The 17,411-nt window shown below is 72.4% G+C and carries 21 protein-coding genes and 2 pseudogenes; 13 read left to right on the top strand and 10 right to left on the bottom strand.

All coding sequences use genetic code 11. The annotated features are described in order from the left end of the window. Positions 1 to 497: pseudogene (locus C1J01_RS50325) on the top strand (hypothetical protein); the annotation flags it as partial. Between the two features lie 15 nt (positions 498 to 512). Here C1J01_RS50325 and C1J01_RS34185 read toward each other — a convergent pair. Beyond that, positions 513 to 1,121 (bottom strand): dienelactone hydrolase family protein, encoded by a 609-nt coding sequence (locus C1J01_RS34185; protein WP_235854850.1) that lies wholly within the window; start codon positions 1,119 to 1,121, stop codon positions 513 to 515. Between the two features lie 104 nt (positions 1,122 to 1,225). Here C1J01_RS34185 and C1J01_RS34180 point away from each other — a divergent pair, with 104 nt between their 5' ends. Continuing rightward, positions 1,226 to 2,416, top strand: coding sequence for an FUSC family protein (locus C1J01_RS34180; protein ID WP_111183103.1), 1,191 nt, complete (start codon positions 1,226 to 1,228; stop codon positions 2,414 to 2,416). Here C1J01_RS34180 and C1J01_RS51490 read toward each other — a convergent pair. From C1J01_RS51490 to C1J01_RS51480, 3 genes and pseudogenes are all read right to left on the bottom strand, one after another. Then, the gene (locus tag C1J01_RS51490; RefSeq protein WP_220040238.1) at positions 2,413 to 2,583 is read right to left on the bottom strand and encodes a hypothetical protein; all 171 of its coding nucleotides are present in this window, start codon (positions 2,581 to 2,583) and stop codon (positions 2,413 to 2,415) included. The two genes, C1J01_RS34180 and C1J01_RS51490, sit on opposite strands and share 4 nt — an antisense overlap. Before the next feature lie 83 nt (positions 2,584 to 2,666). Beyond that, positions 2,667 to 3,128, bottom strand: a pseudogene (locus tag C1J01_RS53835) (aldo/keto reductase); the annotation flags it as partial. Beyond that, positions 3,040 to 3,483, bottom strand: a complete 444-nt coding sequence (locus C1J01_RS51480) for a hypothetical protein (protein ID WP_220040235.1) — start codon at positions 3,481 to 3,483, stop codon at positions 3,040 to 3,042. The gene C1J01_RS51480 and the pseudogene C1J01_RS53835, both read right to left, overlap by 89 nt. A gap of 211 nt (positions 3,484 to 3,694) precedes the next feature. Here C1J01_RS51480 and C1J01_RS34165 point away from each other — a divergent pair, with 211 nt between their 5' ends. After that, positions 3,695 to 3,949, top strand: coding sequence for a hypothetical protein (locus C1J01_RS34165; protein WP_111183102.1), 255 nt, complete (start codon positions 3,695 to 3,697; stop codon positions 3,947 to 3,949). A 100-nt stretch (positions 3,950 to 4,049) separates the two neighbouring features. On the opposite strand, the gene C1J01_RS34160 is transcribed toward C1J01_RS34165, so the two are convergent. The 4 genes from C1J01_RS34160 to C1J01_RS34145 all read right to left on the bottom strand — a co-directional run bounded on the left by C1J01_RS34160 (position 4,050) and on the right by C1J01_RS34145 (position 9,769). Continuing rightward, complete coding sequence (locus tag C1J01_RS34160; protein WP_111183101.1) at positions 4,050 to 4,988, bottom strand: ornithine cyclodeaminase family protein; 939 nt, start codon at positions 4,986 to 4,988, stop codon at positions 4,050 to 4,052. A 20-nt stretch (positions 4,989 to 5,008) separates the two neighbouring features. Beyond that, positions 5,009 to 5,413, bottom strand: coding sequence for a hypothetical protein (locus tag C1J01_RS34155; RefSeq protein WP_111183100.1), 405 nt, complete (start codon positions 5,411 to 5,413; stop codon positions 5,009 to 5,011). Between the two features lie 69 nt (positions 5,414 to 5,482). Continuing rightward, a complete protein-coding gene (locus C1J01_RS34150; RefSeq protein ID WP_146615824.1) occupies positions 5,483 to 8,941 on the bottom strand; it encodes a tetratricopeptide repeat protein in 3,459 nt (1,152 codons plus the stop codon). Positions 8,942 to 9,076: 135 nt separating this feature from the next. Next, positions 9,077 to 9,769, bottom strand: coding sequence for a response regulator transcription factor (locus tag C1J01_RS34145; protein ID WP_111183098.1), 693 nt, complete (start codon positions 9,767 to 9,769; stop codon positions 9,077 to 9,079). Between the two features lie 174 nt (positions 9,770 to 9,943). Between C1J01_RS34145 and C1J01_RS34140 the strand changes: the two genes are divergently transcribed. The 9 genes from C1J01_RS34140 to C1J01_RS34105 all read left to right on the top strand — a co-directional run bounded on the left by C1J01_RS34140 (position 9,944) and on the right by C1J01_RS34105 (position 14,665). After that, positions 9,944 to 10,195: a MoaD/ThiS family protein gene (locus tag C1J01_RS34140; RefSeq protein ID WP_111183097.1), complete on the top strand. Its 252-nt coding sequence runs from the start codon at positions 9,944 to 9,946 to the stop codon at positions 10,193 to 10,195. Positions 10,196 to 10,288: 93 nt separating this feature from the next. Continuing rightward, the gene (locus C1J01_RS34135) at positions 10,289 to 10,954 is read left to right on the top strand and encodes an LmeA family phospholipid-binding protein (RefSeq protein ID WP_111183096.1); all 666 of its coding nucleotides are present in this window, start codon (positions 10,289 to 10,291) and stop codon (positions 10,952 to 10,954) included. Positions 10,955 to 10,991: 37 nt separating this feature from the next. Next, positions 10,992 to 11,504, top strand: coding sequence for a sigma-70 family RNA polymerase sigma factor (locus C1J01_RS34130; protein ID WP_111183095.1), 513 nt, complete (start codon positions 10,992 to 10,994; stop codon positions 11,502 to 11,504). Further along, the gene (locus C1J01_RS34125; protein ID WP_111183094.1) at positions 11,501 to 12,427 is read left to right on the top strand and encodes an anti-sigma factor family protein; all 927 of its coding nucleotides are present in this window, start codon (positions 11,501 to 11,503) and stop codon (positions 12,425 to 12,427) included. Before C1J01_RS34130 ends, C1J01_RS34125 begins: the two co-directional genes overlap by 4 nt. A gap of 65 nt (positions 12,428 to 12,492) precedes the next feature. Next, a complete protein-coding gene (locus tag C1J01_RS34120) occupies positions 12,493 to 12,939 on the top strand; it encodes a thioredoxin family protein (protein WP_111183093.1) in 447 nt (148 codons plus the stop codon). Further along, the gene (locus C1J01_RS53830) at positions 12,936 to 13,055 is read left to right on the top strand and encodes a putative leader peptide (protein ID WP_369122768.1); all 120 of its coding nucleotides are present in this window, start codon (positions 12,936 to 12,938) and stop codon (positions 13,053 to 13,055) included. Before C1J01_RS34120 ends, C1J01_RS53830 begins: the two co-directional genes overlap by 4 nt. A 55-nt stretch (positions 13,056 to 13,110) precedes the next feature. Continuing rightward, on the top strand, positions 13,111 to 13,524 hold the full coding sequence (locus C1J01_RS34115; protein ID WP_111183092.1) for a DUF4395 domain-containing protein: 414 nt from the start codon (positions 13,111 to 13,113) through the stop codon (positions 13,522 to 13,524). Continuing rightward, positions 13,521 to 14,360 carry a sulfurtransferase gene (locus C1J01_RS34110; RefSeq protein ID WP_111183091.1) on the top strand — a complete coding sequence of 280 codons (840 nt, stop codon included), beginning with the start codon at positions 13,521 to 13,523 and terminating at the stop codon, positions 14,358 to 14,360. The genes C1J01_RS34115 and C1J01_RS34110 overlap by 4 nt, the downstream gene beginning before the upstream one ends. Then, the gene (locus C1J01_RS34105; protein WP_111183090.1) at positions 14,357 to 14,665 is read left to right on the top strand and encodes a DUF1416 domain-containing protein; all 309 of its coding nucleotides are present in this window, start codon (positions 14,357 to 14,359) and stop codon (positions 14,663 to 14,665) included. The genes C1J01_RS34110 and C1J01_RS34105 overlap by 4 nt, the downstream gene beginning before the upstream one ends. A gap of 91 nt (positions 14,666 to 14,756) precedes the next feature. Here the strand turns inward: C1J01_RS34105 and C1J01_RS34100 are convergent, their stop codons facing one another. Continuing rightward, positions 14,757 to 15,305, bottom strand: a complete 549-nt coding sequence (locus C1J01_RS34100; RefSeq protein WP_111183089.1) for a helix-turn-helix domain-containing protein — start codon at positions 15,303 to 15,305, stop codon at positions 14,757 to 14,759. Between the two features lie 184 nt (positions 15,306 to 15,489). Here C1J01_RS34100 and C1J01_RS34095 point away from each other — a divergent pair, with 184 nt between their 5' ends. Then, positions 15,490 to 16,731 carry a hypothetical protein gene (locus tag C1J01_RS34095; protein WP_111183088.1) on the top strand — a complete coding sequence of 414 codons (1,242 nt, stop codon included), beginning with the start codon at positions 15,490 to 15,492 and terminating at the stop codon, positions 16,729 to 16,731. On the opposite strand, the gene C1J01_RS34090 is transcribed toward C1J01_RS34095, so the two are convergent. Continuing rightward, positions 16,718 to 17,411, bottom strand: a 694-nt coding sequence (locus C1J01_RS34090; RefSeq protein ID WP_220040234.1) for a hypothetical protein, incomplete at its 5' end; no start/stop codon positions are given. The genes C1J01_RS34095 and C1J01_RS34090 overlap by 14 nt on opposite strands.

Here is a 17,411-nt window from a genome sequence, read left to right as displayed (position 1 = left end):
AGTCCCTCCTGGTACGCCGGGCCGCGGCCGAGCGCCGGCGCCGCCGCGTCAACCGCACGTTCACGACCGCCGCAGCCTGCCTCGTGGTCGCGGCCGGCGTCTTCGTCGCGGTCGGTTCCGTGACCGGCGAGCCCAACCCCGACAGCATCCACAGCCCCGCCGCCGCCCTGCTCATGACCGGCCGCACCTACTCCGTCACCGACGCCGCCAGCGGCGTGACGAGCGTCGTCGGCCTGGAGGACAAGGGCTGGGGCACCCACGTGGCGCTGGAGCTCAAGGGCGTCAAGGGGCCGCTGCAGTGCCGCCTGCTGGCCGTGGGCGACGACGGCCGCTCGGAGGTCGTGGCGAGCTGGGGCGTCCCCGACAAGGGGTACGGCGTGCCGGGATCGCCCGACCCGCTGCTGCTGCACGGCGGCACCAGCCTCACCCAGGACGAGCTGAACCACTTCACCGTCCAGACCTTCGACGGCCGCATCCTGGCGACCGTCGCGGTGTAGCACGCCGTCGGCGCGTCAGGCCGGGTGGCGTACGGCGGTGAAGTGGGTGGTGAACCAGTCGCGGGCGTGACCCGCGACGGCCTCCAGCGCGCCGGGTTCCTCGAACAGGTGGGTGGCGCCCGGCACCACCGTGAGCCGGTTGTCGGCGCGCAGCCGCCGCTGCGCCTCCTCGTTCAGGTCGAGCACGATCGGGTCGCGGCCGCCGACGATGAGCAGCGTCGGCGCGCGCACCGCGGCCAGCCGCGGCCCAGCCAGGTCGGGCCGGCCGCCGCGCGAGACGATCGCCGCGACGTCGTTGCCGGGCTCGGCCGCCGCCCACAACGCCGCCGCCGCGCCGGTGCTGGCGCCGAAGTACCCGATCGGCAACCCCTTCGCCTCCGGCTGCTGCCGTACCCACTCGGTACGCTCCAGCAGCCGCTCCGACAGCAGCCCGATGTCGAAGACATTCGCCCTGTCGGCCTCCTCGTCGGGCGTGAGCAGGTCGAACAGCAGCGTCCCCAGACCCGCCTCGTTGAGCGCTCCGGCCACGAAGCGGTTGCGCGGGCTGAGCCGGCTGCTGCCGCTGCCGTGCACGAACACGACCACGCCGGCAGCGGTGTCGGGAACGATCAGATCGCCGGACATCTCGATGCACCTCCGTCCATCGGCCGCTACCCCGAGACCGGGAGCTCTATCCGGCGCACGACTGGGCAGAGCACAACAACAGAGGGGCATCAACGGGGGCAGACATGGACAGCGAACCGGGGCGCGGCCGCACCGGCGCCGCGTCCCCGCTCGAACGCGTCGCATCAGGCTTCACGACGGCGCTCGTACGCCTGCGGACCATGGGCGTCGAACGCTGGCTGCGCATGGAACGCGAGTCGCTGGCCCTGACCATCAAGATCACCGGCGCGTGCGTGCTGAGCTGGTGGCTGGCCGCGTACGTGCTCAAGGTCGAGATCCCGGTGCTCGTGCCCATCGGCGTGCTGCTGACCATGTCGGCGACCGCGTACAGCAGTCTGGTGCGGGGCGCCCAGCAGGTCGGGGCGGTGGTCACGGGCGTGGCGGCCGCGACGGCGGTGATCTGGCTGCTCGGGTACACGGCGGTGACACTGGCCGTGCTCGTGGTGGCGGGCCTGGTGCTGACCCGTCTGCTCAACCTGCCCGCCCAGAACGTGCAGATCCCGATCACGGCCCTGCTGGTGTTCGCGCTCGGCCACACGTACGGCTTCGAACGTCTCGCGGACGTGCTCGTGGGCGTCGGCATCGGGATCGCGGCGAGCTTCCTCATCAGGCCCCCGCGCTTCGTCGACAAGGCCTCCGAGGAGTTGTCCGCGCTCGCCGACGAGCTGGCCGACCTGGCCAGGGACATGTCGGAGGGCCTGCGGAACGGCTGGGACGAGGACATGGCGAGCGACTGGCTCGCCCGCGCCCGCGCTCTGTCGCAGCGCCTGGAGGACACCGAGGAGGCGGCCGAGCAGGCGGGCGAGGCCGTACGCCTGTCGCCGCGCCGCAGCCGCTACAACGACCGCCTGGACCAGGTGGCCGACGCCGCGACCTGCCTCGACCACGCCTGTCACCAGCTCAGGGGCATCGCGCGGGGCCTGGTGGACCTGATCGCCGGCGTCCGCGGGCTGCCCGGCGAGCGCGGGGCGCACATGCCGGAGCTGCTGGCGGACGAGCTCGCCTCCCTCTCCCGCGCCTTCCGCGCGTTCAGCATGCTGCAGCACGGACGCGCGAAGCCGGAGGACCTGGACGGCCTGCGCGCCGCGCTGGACGAAGGGCACCGGCAGCACGAGCGGCTCGCCGAGGTGTTCATCGCCACCGGGCACATGGAGCTGCGGCTGCTGCAGGGCGCGTTGCTCGACGACTGCGCCAGGATCCGCCACGAGTTCGACCCCGACAACGGCCCGCACACGGCGGCCTTCCCGCACGTCTAACCGAGGTCGGGCGGCGGTGGCATACGTTCGCCCGCCACCAGCGCCGCGATGGGGTCGAGCGCGGCGAGCTCCGCGTCGGTCGGCTCGACCTCCAGCGCGCCGGCGTTCTCCACCAGCCGCGACGGGCTGCGTGTGCCGGGGATGGGCACGACGGGGACGCCGTGCACCCGCTGCCGCCGCAGCAGCCAGGCCGGCGCGACCCGGTCAGGAACCCGCGGCTGAACGGCGCGTACGCCACGAAGCCGATGCCCAGCTCGGCGCAGACGGGCACGACGGACTCCTCGTCGTCGCGGCTGAACAGCGACCACTCGTTCTGCACGGCGGCGATCGGGTGGACCCGGTGGCCGGCGCGCAGCTGCTCGGCGTTGACGTTGGACAGGCCGATGTGACGGACCTTCCCGGCGGCCACCAGCCCGGCCATGGCCCCGACCGTGTCCTCGACGGGTGTGGTGAAGTCGGGGTGGCGCAGGTAGTAGAGGTCGATGTGGTCGGTGCCCAGGCGGCGCAGGCTCGCCTCACAGGCGCTGCGCACGTACGCGGGGTCGCTGCGCACGCCGATCAGCTCGCCGGTGCCGGGAGCGCGCACGGCGGCGAACTTCGTGGCTAGCGTGATCTCCTCCCGCTCACGCTCGGCCAGGAAGCCGCCGATGAGGCGTTCGTTGGCGGAGTCGACGCCGTAGTAGTCGGAGGTGTCGATCCGCGGCGGCCGCACCCGCGATGGCCGGTTCGGGCAGCGCCACCACGCTGTCCCAGTCATGGACGGCGTACGGCTCGTCACCGATCCACCGGACGTTCTGCGACTCGAAGTCCCCGTGTCCCACCACGGGCTCCAGCCGGGTGGCGAGCAGCCGTTCCCGGACCCGCCGGCCGAGGTCGTCGAGCCGGCCGGGGCCCGGGCGGGCGTTCAGGTCGGCGTCCAGGTCGTCCGGCCACGGCCAGACGCCGCGCCGGTCGTGCCCCCAGCCGAGCCACGGCGGCGGTGGATCCAGCGGCGAGACGGCCCCGGCCGGGGGAGCCAGGCTCACGAGCCGCGCCGGCGCCCCGGCGAACAACCGCGCCCGAGCCACCGTGCACACCATTCCTCCACCCCGCCCAGTGTGAGCGCGCGTACGGCGAGGCGGTCGAGGGCCTGCCTCCGGCTCGGATGCGCCTGAAGGCCCTGCTCCACATCTCTCGCCGCCCGAACCTGAATCACGCAGGAGGTTTCCCCGGCACGGAAACACGGAAAGTGGCCATGTGACCACAGTTAGTAGTGATGAATCTCTGACAGGAGATGCCATGCGCATGAAGACCGCGAGTCTTGTCGGCGGCCTGTTCGCCACCACGGCGCTGATCTTCGCATTCGCGCCTGCCGCGTCCGCGACGGCGAGCCATGACCCTCGCGACGGACGTCATTGGGGCCCCGGCCACCACCGCGTCCATCCCCACTGGGGCTACCGCGGCCACCACCACCGCGGCCACCACCACTGGGGCCACCGCGGCCACCATCACAACTGGGGCCACCACGGCTGGCGCCACCATCGGGGCTGGTAAGACGGCCTGAGCACTGTCGGCGGCCTGGCGGGAGCACAACCCCCGCCGGGCCGCTCTGTCTGAAGCCCGGGTTGCGTCGGGACGGAGCCGGAGCGGGCCTCTAGGACAGCAGGTCCACGTCGATCCCGGCGCCGCGCCGCTCCGCCTCCCGGTAGGCCGCCCACGACAGGCAGAGGTCCTGCCACGGAAGCCCGACGGGCGCGTACACGGTCAGGCCGTCGCCCGTACGACCGGGATGGTCGCCGCGCAGCACGTCGCCCAGCGTGGCGTCCGCGGCGGAGGCGGGCAGGCCGGCGGCGGCGAGCGCGCCCATGGCGGCGGCCGGCTCCCGATCGTCCACCACCAGCAGCGCCGCCCGCAGCAGGTCGGCGGCCAGCTCCTGCTTGCCCGGCTCGTCCGCCCCGAGCGTGGTGAAGTGCTGCCCAGGACGGGCGTCGGCGAGCCCCAGCAGCGGCGCCCGCGACCACGTGGCCAGCAGGACGATGTCGGCCCCCGCCGCCACCTCGGCCGCCGACGCGGCGACCTTCCCGCCGTGGCGCTCGGCGAAGGCGGCCGCGCGGCCGGGATCGGTGTCGTGCACGACGAGCTCGCCGCGCCGGCCCAGCGCGCGCAGCCCCCGCACCATCAGCTCCGCCTGGGCCCCGGCCCCGACGACGCCGATCACCGCGCCCGGGTCGGGCCGGCTCAGCAAGTCGGTGCCCAGAGCGGCGGCCAGGCCGGTGCGCCACGCCGTCACCGTGGCCGAGTCGAGCAGGGCCAGCAGCTCGCCGTCGGCCCCCGCGTGCAGGCAGATCACCCCGCGCAGGGCCGGCCGGGCGTTCGGGAACTTGGCGTTCACCTTCACCGTGTACGCCGCCACGCCCGGCAGCACCCCCGGGATCAGCGCCGTCGCCGTGCCGGGGAACGGCAGGTCCGTACGGACCCGCTGCCCCGCCACCTCGGCCGCGTCGGCGGCCGGGAACCCCTCGCGCAGCGCCGCCAGGCACGCGGAGGGGTCGAGCACGGCTTCGAGGTCGCTGCGGGTCAGCACTCTGGTCATCCCGCCATGATTCCACCCGCTCACGCGAGCAGCAGCGCGGACAGGAACTGCAGCAGGTGCCAGGCCGCGTACGCGCTCAGCGAGCAGAACGCCCACTCCTTGCCCCGGCTGATCCGGGAGATCCAGCGCAGCTCCTCGGCCGGTTCGCGCCGGGCGCGCAGGCTGCGGGTGACGAAGTACGCCGACACCAGCCACGCCGCCCCCGACCCCATGACGAGCGCGGTCGAGAGGGCGAGCAGGGCCGGTGGTTGCCTGGGGTCGGGCCAGGGGGTGAACTGCCGGAACCAGGCCCCCAGCACGCCGGCCAGCAGCACGGCGGTGATCCGCCGGTCCTTACGGGCCTGTCGCTTGAGCCACTGAAGGTCACGACGCAGGTGGTTCTTGAGCATCCGGATCACCTCCGAGGAGAAGTAGCTGGTGCGCACCAGCTAACGAGAGGATCCGGGAAAGATCTGCGACCTCATCCCCGAGAATTAACGACTTTTATCGAAATTTCAGGCCATGTCGCGTAAGTCGTCCGCCGCCCGCTTTGCCTCGAAGACGTCGCCGACCTCGTCCAGCGTGCGCACGGCGTCCCGGAGATGGGCGACCGCCTCGTTCCTGCGCCCGAGCCGCGCGCAGACCAGCCCGAGCGCCCGCAGCGCGCAGCCGAGGTCGCGCCGCGTCCCGCATTCGAGGTGCACGTCCCTGGCCTGCCGCGCGTACGTCAGGGCCTCCTCGGGGCGGTCGAGGTCGAGCAGGACCATGGCGAGCGTGGTCAGCGCCGCCGCCCAGCGGTCGCGGGTGCCCGTCTCGTGCTGCAGCTCGACCGCCTCGCGGGCCGGCTCCAGCGCCGCGGCAGGCCGTCCCGCCGTGTGCAGCGCCTGCGCCACCGACAGCAGCGCGCTCGCCCGGTTGTCCCGCAGCTCCTCCCTGATCGCCAGCGACGCCCCGGCCGCCCGCAGCGCCGACCGGTGCCGTCCCAGCGACAGGTACGTGTACGCCAGCGTCTCCTGCACGTCGGCCTCGGCCCGCCGGTTCCCCTTGCCCTGCACGATGTCGAGGGCCTCCAGCGCGTACACGAAGGCCACCTGCGGCTGGCCCTGGCGGCGCCGCACGCGGGCGAGCCGGTTGAGCATGCGGGCCTCGACGGGCTCGTCACGGGTCACCCGGCCGATCGTCAGCGCCTGGTTGAGATAGTCGTCGGCGCGCCCGTAGTCGGCCAGCCGCCAGTAGACCAGCCCGATGTCGCCGAGCGTCTCGGCCTTGCCCTGCTCGTGGTGGAGCTCGACCTGCACCGCCAGCGCCTGCTCGTAGTAGTCGAGGGCCTCGTCGTAGCGGGAGCCGTTGCGGGCGACGCGGCCGAGCGCGCACAGGGCCCGGCCGATGCCGTACTGGTCGCCGGTCGCGGTGTAGCCGGCCAGCGCGCGCTCGGCGTCCCGGCGGGCCTCGTGCTGCAGGCGCAGCAGGTCGTAGATCTCGGCGAGACAGAGCAGGGTCTCGGCCTCGGCGTGCTCGTCGCCCAGCTCGTGGCAGATCGACAGCGCCTCCAGGCCCTCGGACAGGGCCGCGTTCGGCTCGCCCAGGTTGCGCTGGATCGTGGCCAGCGTGATCAGGCTCTGGGCGGTGCCGCTACGGTCGCCGATCTCCCCGCGCACGTCGAGGGCCTGACCGGCGTACTGCAGGGCGAGCTCGTAGCGCTCCTGAGACAGGTGCAGGCGGGAGAGCGTGTGCAGGCTGCGGGCGACGCCGGACAGGTCGCCGATCTCGCGGTGGACGTCGAGTGCCTCGCCGGCGCAGCGCAGGGCCTCCTCGTGGTGGCCGGCGATGCCGTGCACCTCGGCCAGCTCGTTCAGCGCGCGGGCGCGTCCCACGCTGTCGCCGAGCGCGGTGAAGTCGGCCAGCGCCTCGCCGACGAACCTGGCGGCCAGCGTGGACGGCCCGATGTCGCGGTGGATCGAGCCCAGGTGGCCGCGCATCAGCGCGATCGCCCGCCGGTTGCTCACCTGCATCGCCGAGGCGAGCCCGACCTGCTGGGCCTCCAGGTTGTTGGCGTAGTAGCGCAGCCGCCGGAACGGCTCGAACACCGCCTCCGCCAGCCGCCAGGCCATCCCGTGCGCGCCGTTCTCGCTCGCCAGCCGTACGGCGGAGACCAGCGAACGGCGTTCGGCCTCGAACCACTCGCTCGGTGTGTTCGGGTGGGTGGCGACGGCCAGGTAGTGGTCCAGCAGCCGCACCCGGGCCTCGCGCACGCCCGCCTCGGCGTGCCGGCCCAGCTCCCTGGCCAGCCGCTTGACCAGGTCGTGCACCCGGTAGCGGGGCCCGCGCAACGGCTCGACCAGATACGCCCGGTGCAGCCCCTCCACCGCGGCCACGGCCTCCTCCACCGGCACGCCGAGCGCCGCCGCGAGCACCTCGGGCGTGAAGTCCCGCCCCGGCAGCAGCCCCACATGCCGGAACGCCCGCCGCTGCCCCGGGCTCAGCGACTCGTACGCCAGGTCCAGCGCCGACCGGAACGCCTCCTCCGGGTCGCCCGCCAGCAGCCGGTCGGGCAGCCGCAGCTCCTCCACCCGCGACCGCACGCTCATCCCGGGGTTCTCGGCCAGCTTGGCCGCCGAGATCCGCAACGCGAACGGATGGTACGAGCACACCCGCGCCAGTTCCGCCAGCGCGTCGCGGTCGGCCGCCCGCGGCGAGTCCTCGCCGAGCACAGCCACCAGCAGCGCCACCGCGTTGCCCGGGTCGAGCACCGGCAGGTCCATGAGGTCGGCGTGCCCGGTGGCGCGCAGCGGCGCCATCCGCGTCCGGCTGGTCACCAGCACGACGCAGTCCTTGCCGCCGGGCAGCAGCGCCCGCACCTGCGCGGGGTCGGCGGCGTTGTCCAGGATGAGCAGCAGTCGCCGCCCGGCGATCCGGCTGCGGTAGAGCAGCATCAGCTCGGCCTCGTCGGAGGCCGGCATGTGCTCGCTGACGCCGAGCGAGCGCAGGATCTGGCCGAGCGCCTCGGCGGGGCTCATCGGCGGCTGCGTGGGCGACTGGCCGCGCAGGTCGATCACGATCTGCCCGTCGGGGAACCGGTCGGCGTGCAGGTGCCCCCAGTGCGTCACCAGCGCGGTCTTGCCCACGCCCGGCAACCCCTGCACGACCATGGTGTTCGTCCGCCGGGGCCGGTCCAGCCAGGCGGTGAGCAGGTCGAGGCTCTGCTGCCGGCCGGTGAAGTCGGACACCTCGGCGGGCAGCTGGCGCGGCTTCGGCACCCAGTCGCCCAGCGGCCCCACGGGCAGCGGCTCGGCCGGCCCGCCGGGCCGCGACAGGAACGGCTTCACCTGCCCCTTCCAGGGGGCCGACAGGTGCTCCCAGCCCCCGGCGGCCGCGCGGAGCGCGGACGGGTCGGCGATGCGCAGCCGCTTGTACCTGGGCCGGACCAGCCAGCCGCGCCGTCCCCACTGCGTGAGCTGACGCTGCACCACGTCGGGGGAGCTGCCCACGAGGTCGGCGAGCGTCTCCATGGACAGCGGCGGCGCCGACTCCGAGGCCAGCCCGTAGCGCTCGTCGAGGTGCAGCAGCCACACGGCCAGCCGGGCGGCGACGGGGGCGCGGGCCAGGGCCTCGTGCCTGCGGGCGGCCATGTTCCTGGCGAAGAGCTCTTGGACCAGCGCGGTCGCCACGGCCGGGGCGGAGGCGGCGTGCTCGCGCAGCCGGCGCAGGTCGATCGGCCAGAGGCGCACCTCGTTGAGCGCGTCGACCTTGACACGGTCGGCCGGGCTCCAGAAGGCCAGCTCGCCGACGAGGTCGCCGCCGCCCCGCAGGTCGTGGACGACCTCGCGGTCGCCGGCCGGGGTGTATTCGCGGGCGTAGCCGTAGTCGATCAGGTAGACGCGGTTGGCCGGCCGCAACGGCGAGCAGATCGTCTCGTTGCGACGGTAGACGTGCGGGCGCGCGCCCTCGTCGACCAGAGACCTGAAGACGCTCACCCCGGACACCACACCACCCCTCCAGGACGGCGGTGTCCTCACCTATGACACGTCGGAACCAGTGTCACATCAGTGGACGTCAGCGGAGGGCCGCTGTCAATCCCAGCTGTCAATCCCAGCTGTCGATCCCGGGGGTCACACGTTGGCGGTGTCGGCGCGGTCGGGGACGAAGCGGTAGCCGACGTTGCGGACGGTGCCGATGAGGGATTCGTACTCGTTGCCGAGCTTGGCGCGCAGCCGCCGGACGTGGACGTCGACCGTGCGGGTGCCGCCGAAGTAGTCGTAGCCCCAGACCTCCTGCAGCAGCTGGGCGCGGGTGAAGACCCGGCCCGGGTGCTGGGCGAGGTATTTGAGCAGCTCGAACTCCTTGAAGGTGAGGTCGAGCACCCGGCCGCGCAGCCGCGCGGTGTAGGTGGCCTCGTCGATGGACAGGTCGCCGCTGCGGATCTCGTCGGGGACGTCCTCGGCGGAGGCCTGGGAGATGCGGCCGGTCGCCATGCGCAGCCGCGCCTCGACCTCGGCCGGCCCGGCGCTGTCGAGCAGCACGTCGTCGACGCCCCACTCGGCGGTCATCGCGGCCAGGCCGCCCTCGGTGACGATCACCAGGAGCGGGCAGTCGATGCCGGTGGTGCGGATCAGCCGGCACAGGCTCTTGGCGTGCACGAGCTCCTTGCGCGCGTCGACGAGGACGGCGTCGGCGGGCGGGGTGTCGATGAGAGCGGACGCCTCGGCGGGCGAGACCCGGACCGTGTGGAGCAGCAACCCCAGTGCCGGGAGCACCTCGGAGGACGGCTCGAGGGCGTTGGTCAGCAGGAGCAGGTTGCTCATTACGGCCTCCTCAAACGCGCAAGGACCCGGGGGCTACGTCGCCCAGGTCCTTAGGTGAGGATATCCCACGGGTAAGTGGCGTCCATTGCGCGTCCAGCAGGTGAACTGCGCGTCTCCTGAAACAACCCCGTTAAGGACAGCGCACAATAGGGTCATATCGATTGTGAGGATGGCATGGCCACAGGAAAAGTGCGTTATTGGGCCGCGGCCAAGGAGGCGGCCGGAGTCGCCGAGGAGTCGTTCGATGCGGTGACTCTTGACGATCTCATGACGAAAATCACACATAATCGCGCCGAACTGGCCAGGGTCGTTCGCCGTTGTTCCTTCCTCGTCGACGGCACCCCGGTGGGCAAACGGCCCCATGACGAGGTGGTTCTCGCCGACGGGGTGACGGTCGAGGTGCTGCCGCCGTTCGCGGGAGGATGAGCGGGCCCGTCACACGCCCGCGAACGGGGGTGAACGCGCGGCGGGCAGGGGAATGAGTGATCCAGCCACCCCCGGTTCGAGGCAGGGAGCCCCATGCGGAAGCTGATCGTCGTTCTGATCGTTCTCCTCGGACTTCTCGTCGTGGTGGACAGGGTCGCCGTGGCAGGGGTGCAGCGCGATCTGGCGAACAGGATCGCCGCGAGCGCCGATCTCGACGGCACCCCCACGGTGACCATCGAGGGCATACCCTTTCTCACCCAGGCGCTCTCCGGCCGTTATCCGGAGGTGCGATTCGACCTCGGCACGTTGACCTACGGCGGCGTGCCGGTGCGCGACCTGCGGGGCGCGGCCTACGACGTGACGGCGCCGCTGGCCGACATCCTGCAGAACCGCCCCGACATCCGCGCCCGCCGCGTGACCGTCAGCGGCACGCTCACCCGGGAGACGATCGACAGGTTCGCCCCCGAGGGAGTGAAGATCGGCGGCAACGGGCGGCGGATGACGGCGTCGGGCGAGCTCACGGTGGGAGGCAACAAGGTGCGGTTCGACGCGGAGATGCGGGTCGAGGTGGCCGACGGCGGCATCAGGGTGCAGGCGGAGCGGATCGAGGGCGTCCCGAGCGAGTTCGCGCGGCTGGTCTCCTACACCATCCCGTTCGGCGGCGACCTGCCCTTCGACGTGCGCATCACCCGCGTCCAGAACGTGCCCCAGGGCCTGCGGTTCACGGCCGAAGCGTCTGACGTGCCGATTCGTGGATGAGATTGAACCGCTTCGCCCCGCCGTACGTGATGGGGACGTGAGCGCAGCGGGCACCGCCGACGAGGAACTCGTGAGGACCCTCTTCGACGAGCACGCCGGGCCGCTCTACGGTTACGTCCTGCGACTGACCGGCGACTCCGGCCGGGCCGAGGACGTCGTCCAGGAGACGCTGTTGCGGGCCTGGCGGCATCCCGACGCCCTGGCCGGCCGGCCGATCCGGGCGTGGCTGTTCACGGTGGCCCGTAACCTCGTCGTCGACCAGCATCGCGCCAGGAAGTCCCGGCCGCCCGAGACCGGGGACGAGGCGCTGGCCGTCGTCCCGGCCGAGGACGAGCTGGAGCGGGCCGTCGAGTCGTGGGCGGTGGCCGAGGCACTGGCCGCCCTGCGGCCCGAGCACCGTGACGTGCTGCTGGAGGTCTACTACCGGGGACGATCGGTTAAGGAGGCGTCGGCGACGCTCGGCATCCCACCGGGAACGGTCAAGTCGCGTACGTACTACGCGCTGCGCGCGCTCAAACTGGCGCTCGAGGAACGGGGGCTGGCGCCATGATGACGTGTGAGGAGGTCAGGATCGCGCTGGGCGCGCACGCGCTGGGCGCGCTCGACCCGGAAGAGGCGGAGGAGGTCGATCTCCATCTGGCCACCTGCGAGGCGTGCGGCGCCGAGCTGCTCGACCTCGAAGGCGTGGCCGGGTTCCTGGGCAAGGTCTCGGAGCGCGACGTCGAGCTCGTGGCCAGGCCGCCGCGGCGGGTGCTGGAGCGGCTGCTGAGCGACCGCGCCAGGCGTACCCGGCGGGGCCGTGTGCTGCTGGCCGTGGCGGCCTCGGCGGCCGTCCTGGTGGTGGGCGGCACGGTGTGGACGGCCGTCCACGGCTCCCAGGGAGGCGGCTCGACGGCGGCGGCCCCGGCGATGGCCGACTCCGCGCGGCCCGAGGCGGCCACCGAAGCGCAGCGGTACCAGGCGGGGGACGACGCCGCGCGGTCCGCGGAGTCGGCGAACAAGGCCGCGCCGTCCGATGCCGCGCCCTCCCATGCCGCGTCGTCCGATCCCGTGCCGTCCGATCCCGTGCCGTCCGATCCCGTGCCCTCGGAGAGGCCCGAGCGGTCCGCGAGCGCCGTGCCGCGCGCGGACGCCCAGCCGGATCGAGAGCTGCGGGCCGTCGCCGGTCAGGCGTTCCCCGGGAAGAACGCCGCCAAGGGCTACACCGCCACCGTGACGGCCTTCCCCGCGCCGGCCGGCACGGAGCTGAGCGTCGAGGTCGGCGGCATGCCGTCCGGCACGAGCTGCAGCCTGGTCGTCGTCGGCCGCGACGGCACCCGCGACACCACCGACAGCTGGGTCATCGACCCCGCGCGCTACCCGGACAAAGCCGTCTACCGGCTGGAGACGAGCCTCGGCATGAAGGACATCGACAGGTTCGAGATCGTGGACCGGACCGGCGCGCTGCTCGTCGAGGTCCCGGGGCCGAGGTAGCCCCGGCGCGGAAGAAGTCGGCCCGGCGCGGAAGCAAAAGCGCGTCCGCGCGGTTGCACCCGTCGATGACGGGTTTGTGGGTGGCGCTGGCGACGCTGGCGCTCGCGACGACGATCGGGGTGATCCGCCTGCGCCGCGACGGACGCGTACGCGACGGCGACGGTGACCGGCTGTCGGCCGCCGACCTCGGCTCAGGGCTGGGGGAGCGGGCGACGCTGGTGCAGTTCTCGACCGCGTTCTGCCAGCCGTGCCGGGCGACCCGGCGGGTCCTGGCCGACGTCAGCGACCTCGTGCCGGGCGTGGTCCACGTCGAGATCGACGCCGAGTCCCGGCTCGACCTCGTGCGCCGGCTCGGCATCATGCGCACGCCCACCGTGCTCGTCCTCGACCCCGCCGGAGCCGTCGTGAAGAAGGCCGCGGGCCAGCCGCGCAAGGCCGACGTCCTGGTGGCCCTGGCCGCCGCCGTGCCGGACGAACGGCCCGCTTCATCTCATCAACCGGACGAGATGTGACAGAAGACGAGACGCCGAGTAGTGTCGTGCCCGTGGACCCATCGACAGAGCTGCTGACGAAGCGGCGCGCGGTTGACTTCTGCCGCGTCGCCACGGCGCTCTGTCGCGCTGCCTGAGGACGATCTTGCGGACATCCGTTCCGCTCCCGTCGAGCCTTCAGGAGCATCCGCGATGCGTGCCGACCCCAGAGCGCTGCGCTTCGGCGCGGCCGTTACCTCCCTCATCCTCGCCACCACGCTGGTGACGGGGAGCGTCTGGCTGCTCGCCGTCCAGGCGGTGGCCTTCGCGCTCGGAGTCGTCTGGCGATCGCCGTACACGATGCTCTTCAAGGCAATTGTCAGGAGCGCCCCGAAATACACCGAGGACGCCCGTCCGCCCCGCTTCGCTCAGGGGGTGGGGCTGGTCTTCGCGGTCGGGGGCCTGGCCGGATACCTCGCCGGGATCACGCCGCTGGCTCTCGTGGCCACGGCCGCGGCTCTCCTCGCCGCCTTCCTCAACGCAGCCTTCGGATTCTGCCTCGGCTGCGAGACGTACCTGCTTATTCGCCGACTACTACCCGCTGCCACAACGGAGGTTTCCCAATGAGCCGCTCTGCCGCCCTGGTGGACGCCGACTGGGTCGAGGCCAACCTCGACAACCCGAAAGTCGTGCTCGTCGAGGTCGACGAGGACGTCAGCGCCTATGACAAGGGCCACATCCGTGGCGCCGTGAAGGTCGACTGGAGGACGGACCTCCAGGACCCGGTCCGCCGTGACTTCGTCGACAAGACCGGCTTCGAGGCCCTGCTGTCCGACCGGGGCATCGCCAACGACGACACCGTGGTGCTCTACGGCGGCAACAACAACTGGTTCGCCGCCTACGCCTACTGGTACTTCAAGCTCTACGGCCACCAGGACGTCAAGCTGCTCGACGGCGGGCGCAAGAAGTGGGAGCTCGACTCCCGCGAGCTGGTGCGCGACGTGCCGCAGCGCGCCAAGACGCAGTACGTCGCCAAGGAGCAGGACTCCGCGATCCGCGCCTTCCGCGACGACGTGGTCGCCGCGATCGGCAAGCTCAACCTGGTCGACGTGCGCTCCCCCGACGAGTTCACCGGCAAGCTGCTCGCCCCCGCCCACCTGCCGCAGGAGCAGGCCCAGCGCGGCGGCCACGTGCCGACGGCCCGCAACATCCCGTGGTCGAAGGCGGCCAACGACGACGGCACGTTCAAGTCCGACGACGACCTGCGCACCCTCTACCAGGAGGCCGGCGTCGACTTCGGCAAGGACACCATCGCCTACTGCCGCATCGGCGAGCGCTCGGCGCACACCTGGTTCGTGCTGCACGAGCTGCTCGGCCAGGACAACGTGAAGAACTACGACGGTTCGTGGACCGAATACGGCTCGCTCGTGGGCGTGCCGATCGAGCTCGGGGAGGCCCGATGACGACTCCTATGGACGGATGCGGCGCGCCGGAGCAGACCGTGGCGCTGCCCGCCGGTATCGACCTGTCCAGCCAGGCGGTCATCCAGGGTGTGGTGACCGGCAGCGGCGGCCCGGCCTACGCGCGGCTGCTCGACCACTCCGGTGAGTTCACCGGCGAGGTCGTGGTCTCCGACGAGGGCGTCTTCCGCTTCTTCGCGGCGCCCGGCGACTGGACCGTCCGCATCATCGCGGGCGGCGGCGTGACCCGCGACGTCAAGGTCGAGGCCAAGCTCGGCGAGGTCGCCCAGCTCGCGGTCGCCGTCTGACGATCGCCCAGATCGCCCAGATCGCCTAGATCGCCCAGATCGCCCAGATCGCCCAGCTTCGTGAGGCCCGCGTCCTTCCCGGACGCGGGCCTCAGTGTTCGACCGGGTAACGCATCAGGAGCGTGGCGCGTACGGCGTCGGGGCCGTGCGCGCGGTAGCCGTGCGGCACGTCGGAGCGCCACGAGATGTGCTCGCCGGGGCGGGCGGTGAGCGGCTCGCCGAGCGGGCCGGCGCTGAGCGTGCCGGTGAAGACGGTGACGTGCTCGCTGACGCCCGCGTGGTGCGCGGGCGAGGACTGCGTCGCGCCGGGCGTGATGCGCACGCGGTAGAGCTCGTAGGTGACGTGGTCGTCCTCGAACACCTCGAGCAGCTCCGACTCCATCGCGGTGCCGCGCATGGTCTGCGGCTCGGGCGGCGCGTCCAGCAGCGCCCCGATCGGCACCCCGAGCTGGGCGGTGATCGCCCAGAGCGTCTCCAGCGTCGCGTTGCAGGCGCCGGTCTCCACCTCCGACAGGGTGGCCTTGCCGATGCCGGCGCGCCTGGCGAGCTCGGAGAGCGAGACGCCGCGTGCCTGGCGCAGCCGCCGCAGGCGGTCTCCGACCAGCCGCGGATCGGCGTCGATTGCGGGCTGCGACTTCATATCGTCATAGTGACGCGATAAGGCCCGCCGGGGAACCGGCGACGATCCCTTTGTCACCGCCCGGCGAGAGCGCTTTCCTCTGCTGCGGGTGCGCCAGAAGTGACAGACCGCTACGATTCCACAGATGTCCGGTTCGACAGGTGTGATGGCACCCCCAGAACCTGGGCCTACGCCGGCTCAGCGGTTGCCGTCGCCGTACTCGCTGCCCCTCCACGCGCTGCGCCTGGCGGGCAGGTGCGCGCTGCCGCTGATCCTCTGGTTCGCCGCCGGCGAGCTCGTCCGCTTCGTGCTGCTGTACGCCGCCACCGAGGTCGCCTACGGCGACCACCGCCAGGTCCGGCTGGTGGCGGTCATGACGCTGCTGACGCTGATCGTGATGGCCGCGATGACGGTCACCACCGGCATGTTGCACAGCCTGCGCGGCGCCCTGTGGGAGATGCGCGCGCGGGCCGGCGAGGGCGTCGCCGACGAGCACTTCTTCCGTACGCTCGACCGCGTGGCCCCCGCCTTCGCCGTGCTCTACCTGGCGTGGGGCTTCCAGGTCGAGGACGCCCGCGACGTGTACCAGATGGACCTGTTCCATCACTTCTTCGAGCTGACGGACGCCGCGTGGTTCGGCGAGGAGAGCGTCGTCGGCCGGGGTCTCGTGGACCTCGACTGGCGGGTGTCGCTGGGCACCATGGTGGTGATGTTCGGGCTGAAGACGCTCTTCGCGAAGTTCGTCGAGAAGGGCAAGGGCCGCTTCTACGGCTTCCTCGCCGCCTTCTCCGAGTTCGCGTTCGTCTTCTACGGGCTGAACGCCACCATCGCCTTCGCCGACGCCCGCGCGGAGTGGGTCGAGCACCGCAGGGTCGTCGCCGGCGCGGAGGACGCGCTCACCGAGGCGCAGAAGAGCGTGCCCGGCTGGGAGGCCGTCACCGGCTGGCTCGGCGAGTACTGGCCGCTGTTCCTCGACGCCGTCGCGGTCCCGCTGGCCTGGCTGACCGTGGCGATGCTGGTCTTCGGCGCGTTCTCCGACGAGACCCGCGCCCTGGTCAAGGGCACCCGGCTGGAGAAGGGCGTGGACCGCCTCGAATCCAGCCACGACCTCACGCGGCGCTCGTTCGACGAGCTCACCGGCGGGTTCCGCGACCGCTGGGTGCCGCTGTTCAACGCCCTGCGGACGGTCGTCAGGGGCGGCGCGCCGCTGTTCGGGATGATGTGCCTGTGCTACGTCGGCCTCACCGTGGCCCTCGCTCACGCCGACCGCGGGATGCGGCTGCTCATCGGCGCGCGCGACGAGTGGGTGTGGGTCTACCAGGGACCGGCGCTGACGTTCGTCTGCCATCTGGTGCTGAACGTGCTCACGATGGCGCTGCTCGCGGCCACGTACGACATCGCCGCCACCCGGTCGCGGCTGCGGGGCGAGCCGCTCAGCGACGCCTGAACCGCAGCACGTCGACGTCCTCCTCCAGCTTGGCCGCGGCGTCCCTGTCGAACAGGTCCTCCGTCGGGGTGTCGGAGCGGTAGTTGCTCGGTCGCAACGTCAGCTCCACCTCGTCCTTCACCGGGGTCGGCACGACGGCCAGGCCCTGGATCCGGTACGCCCGGCCGACGACGAGCCGGTCGGTCGGGGTGTCGCCGACCTCCTGGGTCTCCACCGTCCACGTACGGCCGGAGCGGTCCTCCAGGCGTACCTCGTTGGGACCGGCGGTCTTGGTGGCGCTGCCCTCGTCGACGACCTTCTTCGTGATGTCCACCGTGAGCCAGGTGACGCCGGGGCGAGGCTTGCTGCCCTGGGGCGGGTCGGTGGGGGTGACCTTCGCCGTCCACTCGATGCCCTTGACCCGGCCGGCCTGGCCGGCCGCGACGACCGTCTCCGCCGTCTTCTTCGTGGTCATCTTGTCGTAGAAGAGGTAGCCGTCGTAGGTCTGGGCGGCGGTGGTCAGCAACGACACGACGACCGCCCCGGCGGCGATGAGCGCCGTACGCCGCTTCGAGGACCGCGGACGCTCACGGGACGGCTCCGGCGCGTCCGGCCCCGCAGGACTGCCGCCGGGTGGCGGACCAGCCGCAGGATGGGCGGCGCCGGGCTGCGGACCTGCCGCAGGGGGGACGGCGGCGGGC

It is taken from the genome of Nonomuraea aridisoli (genome assembly GCF_003236395.1).
Taxonomy (GTDB): Bacteria; Actinomycetota; Actinomycetes; order Streptosporangiales; family Streptosporangiaceae; genus Nonomuraea; species Nonomuraea aridisoli.
Note: the sequence above shows the minus strand (reverse complement) of the source record. Positions and strands in the feature narration are given on the sequence as shown.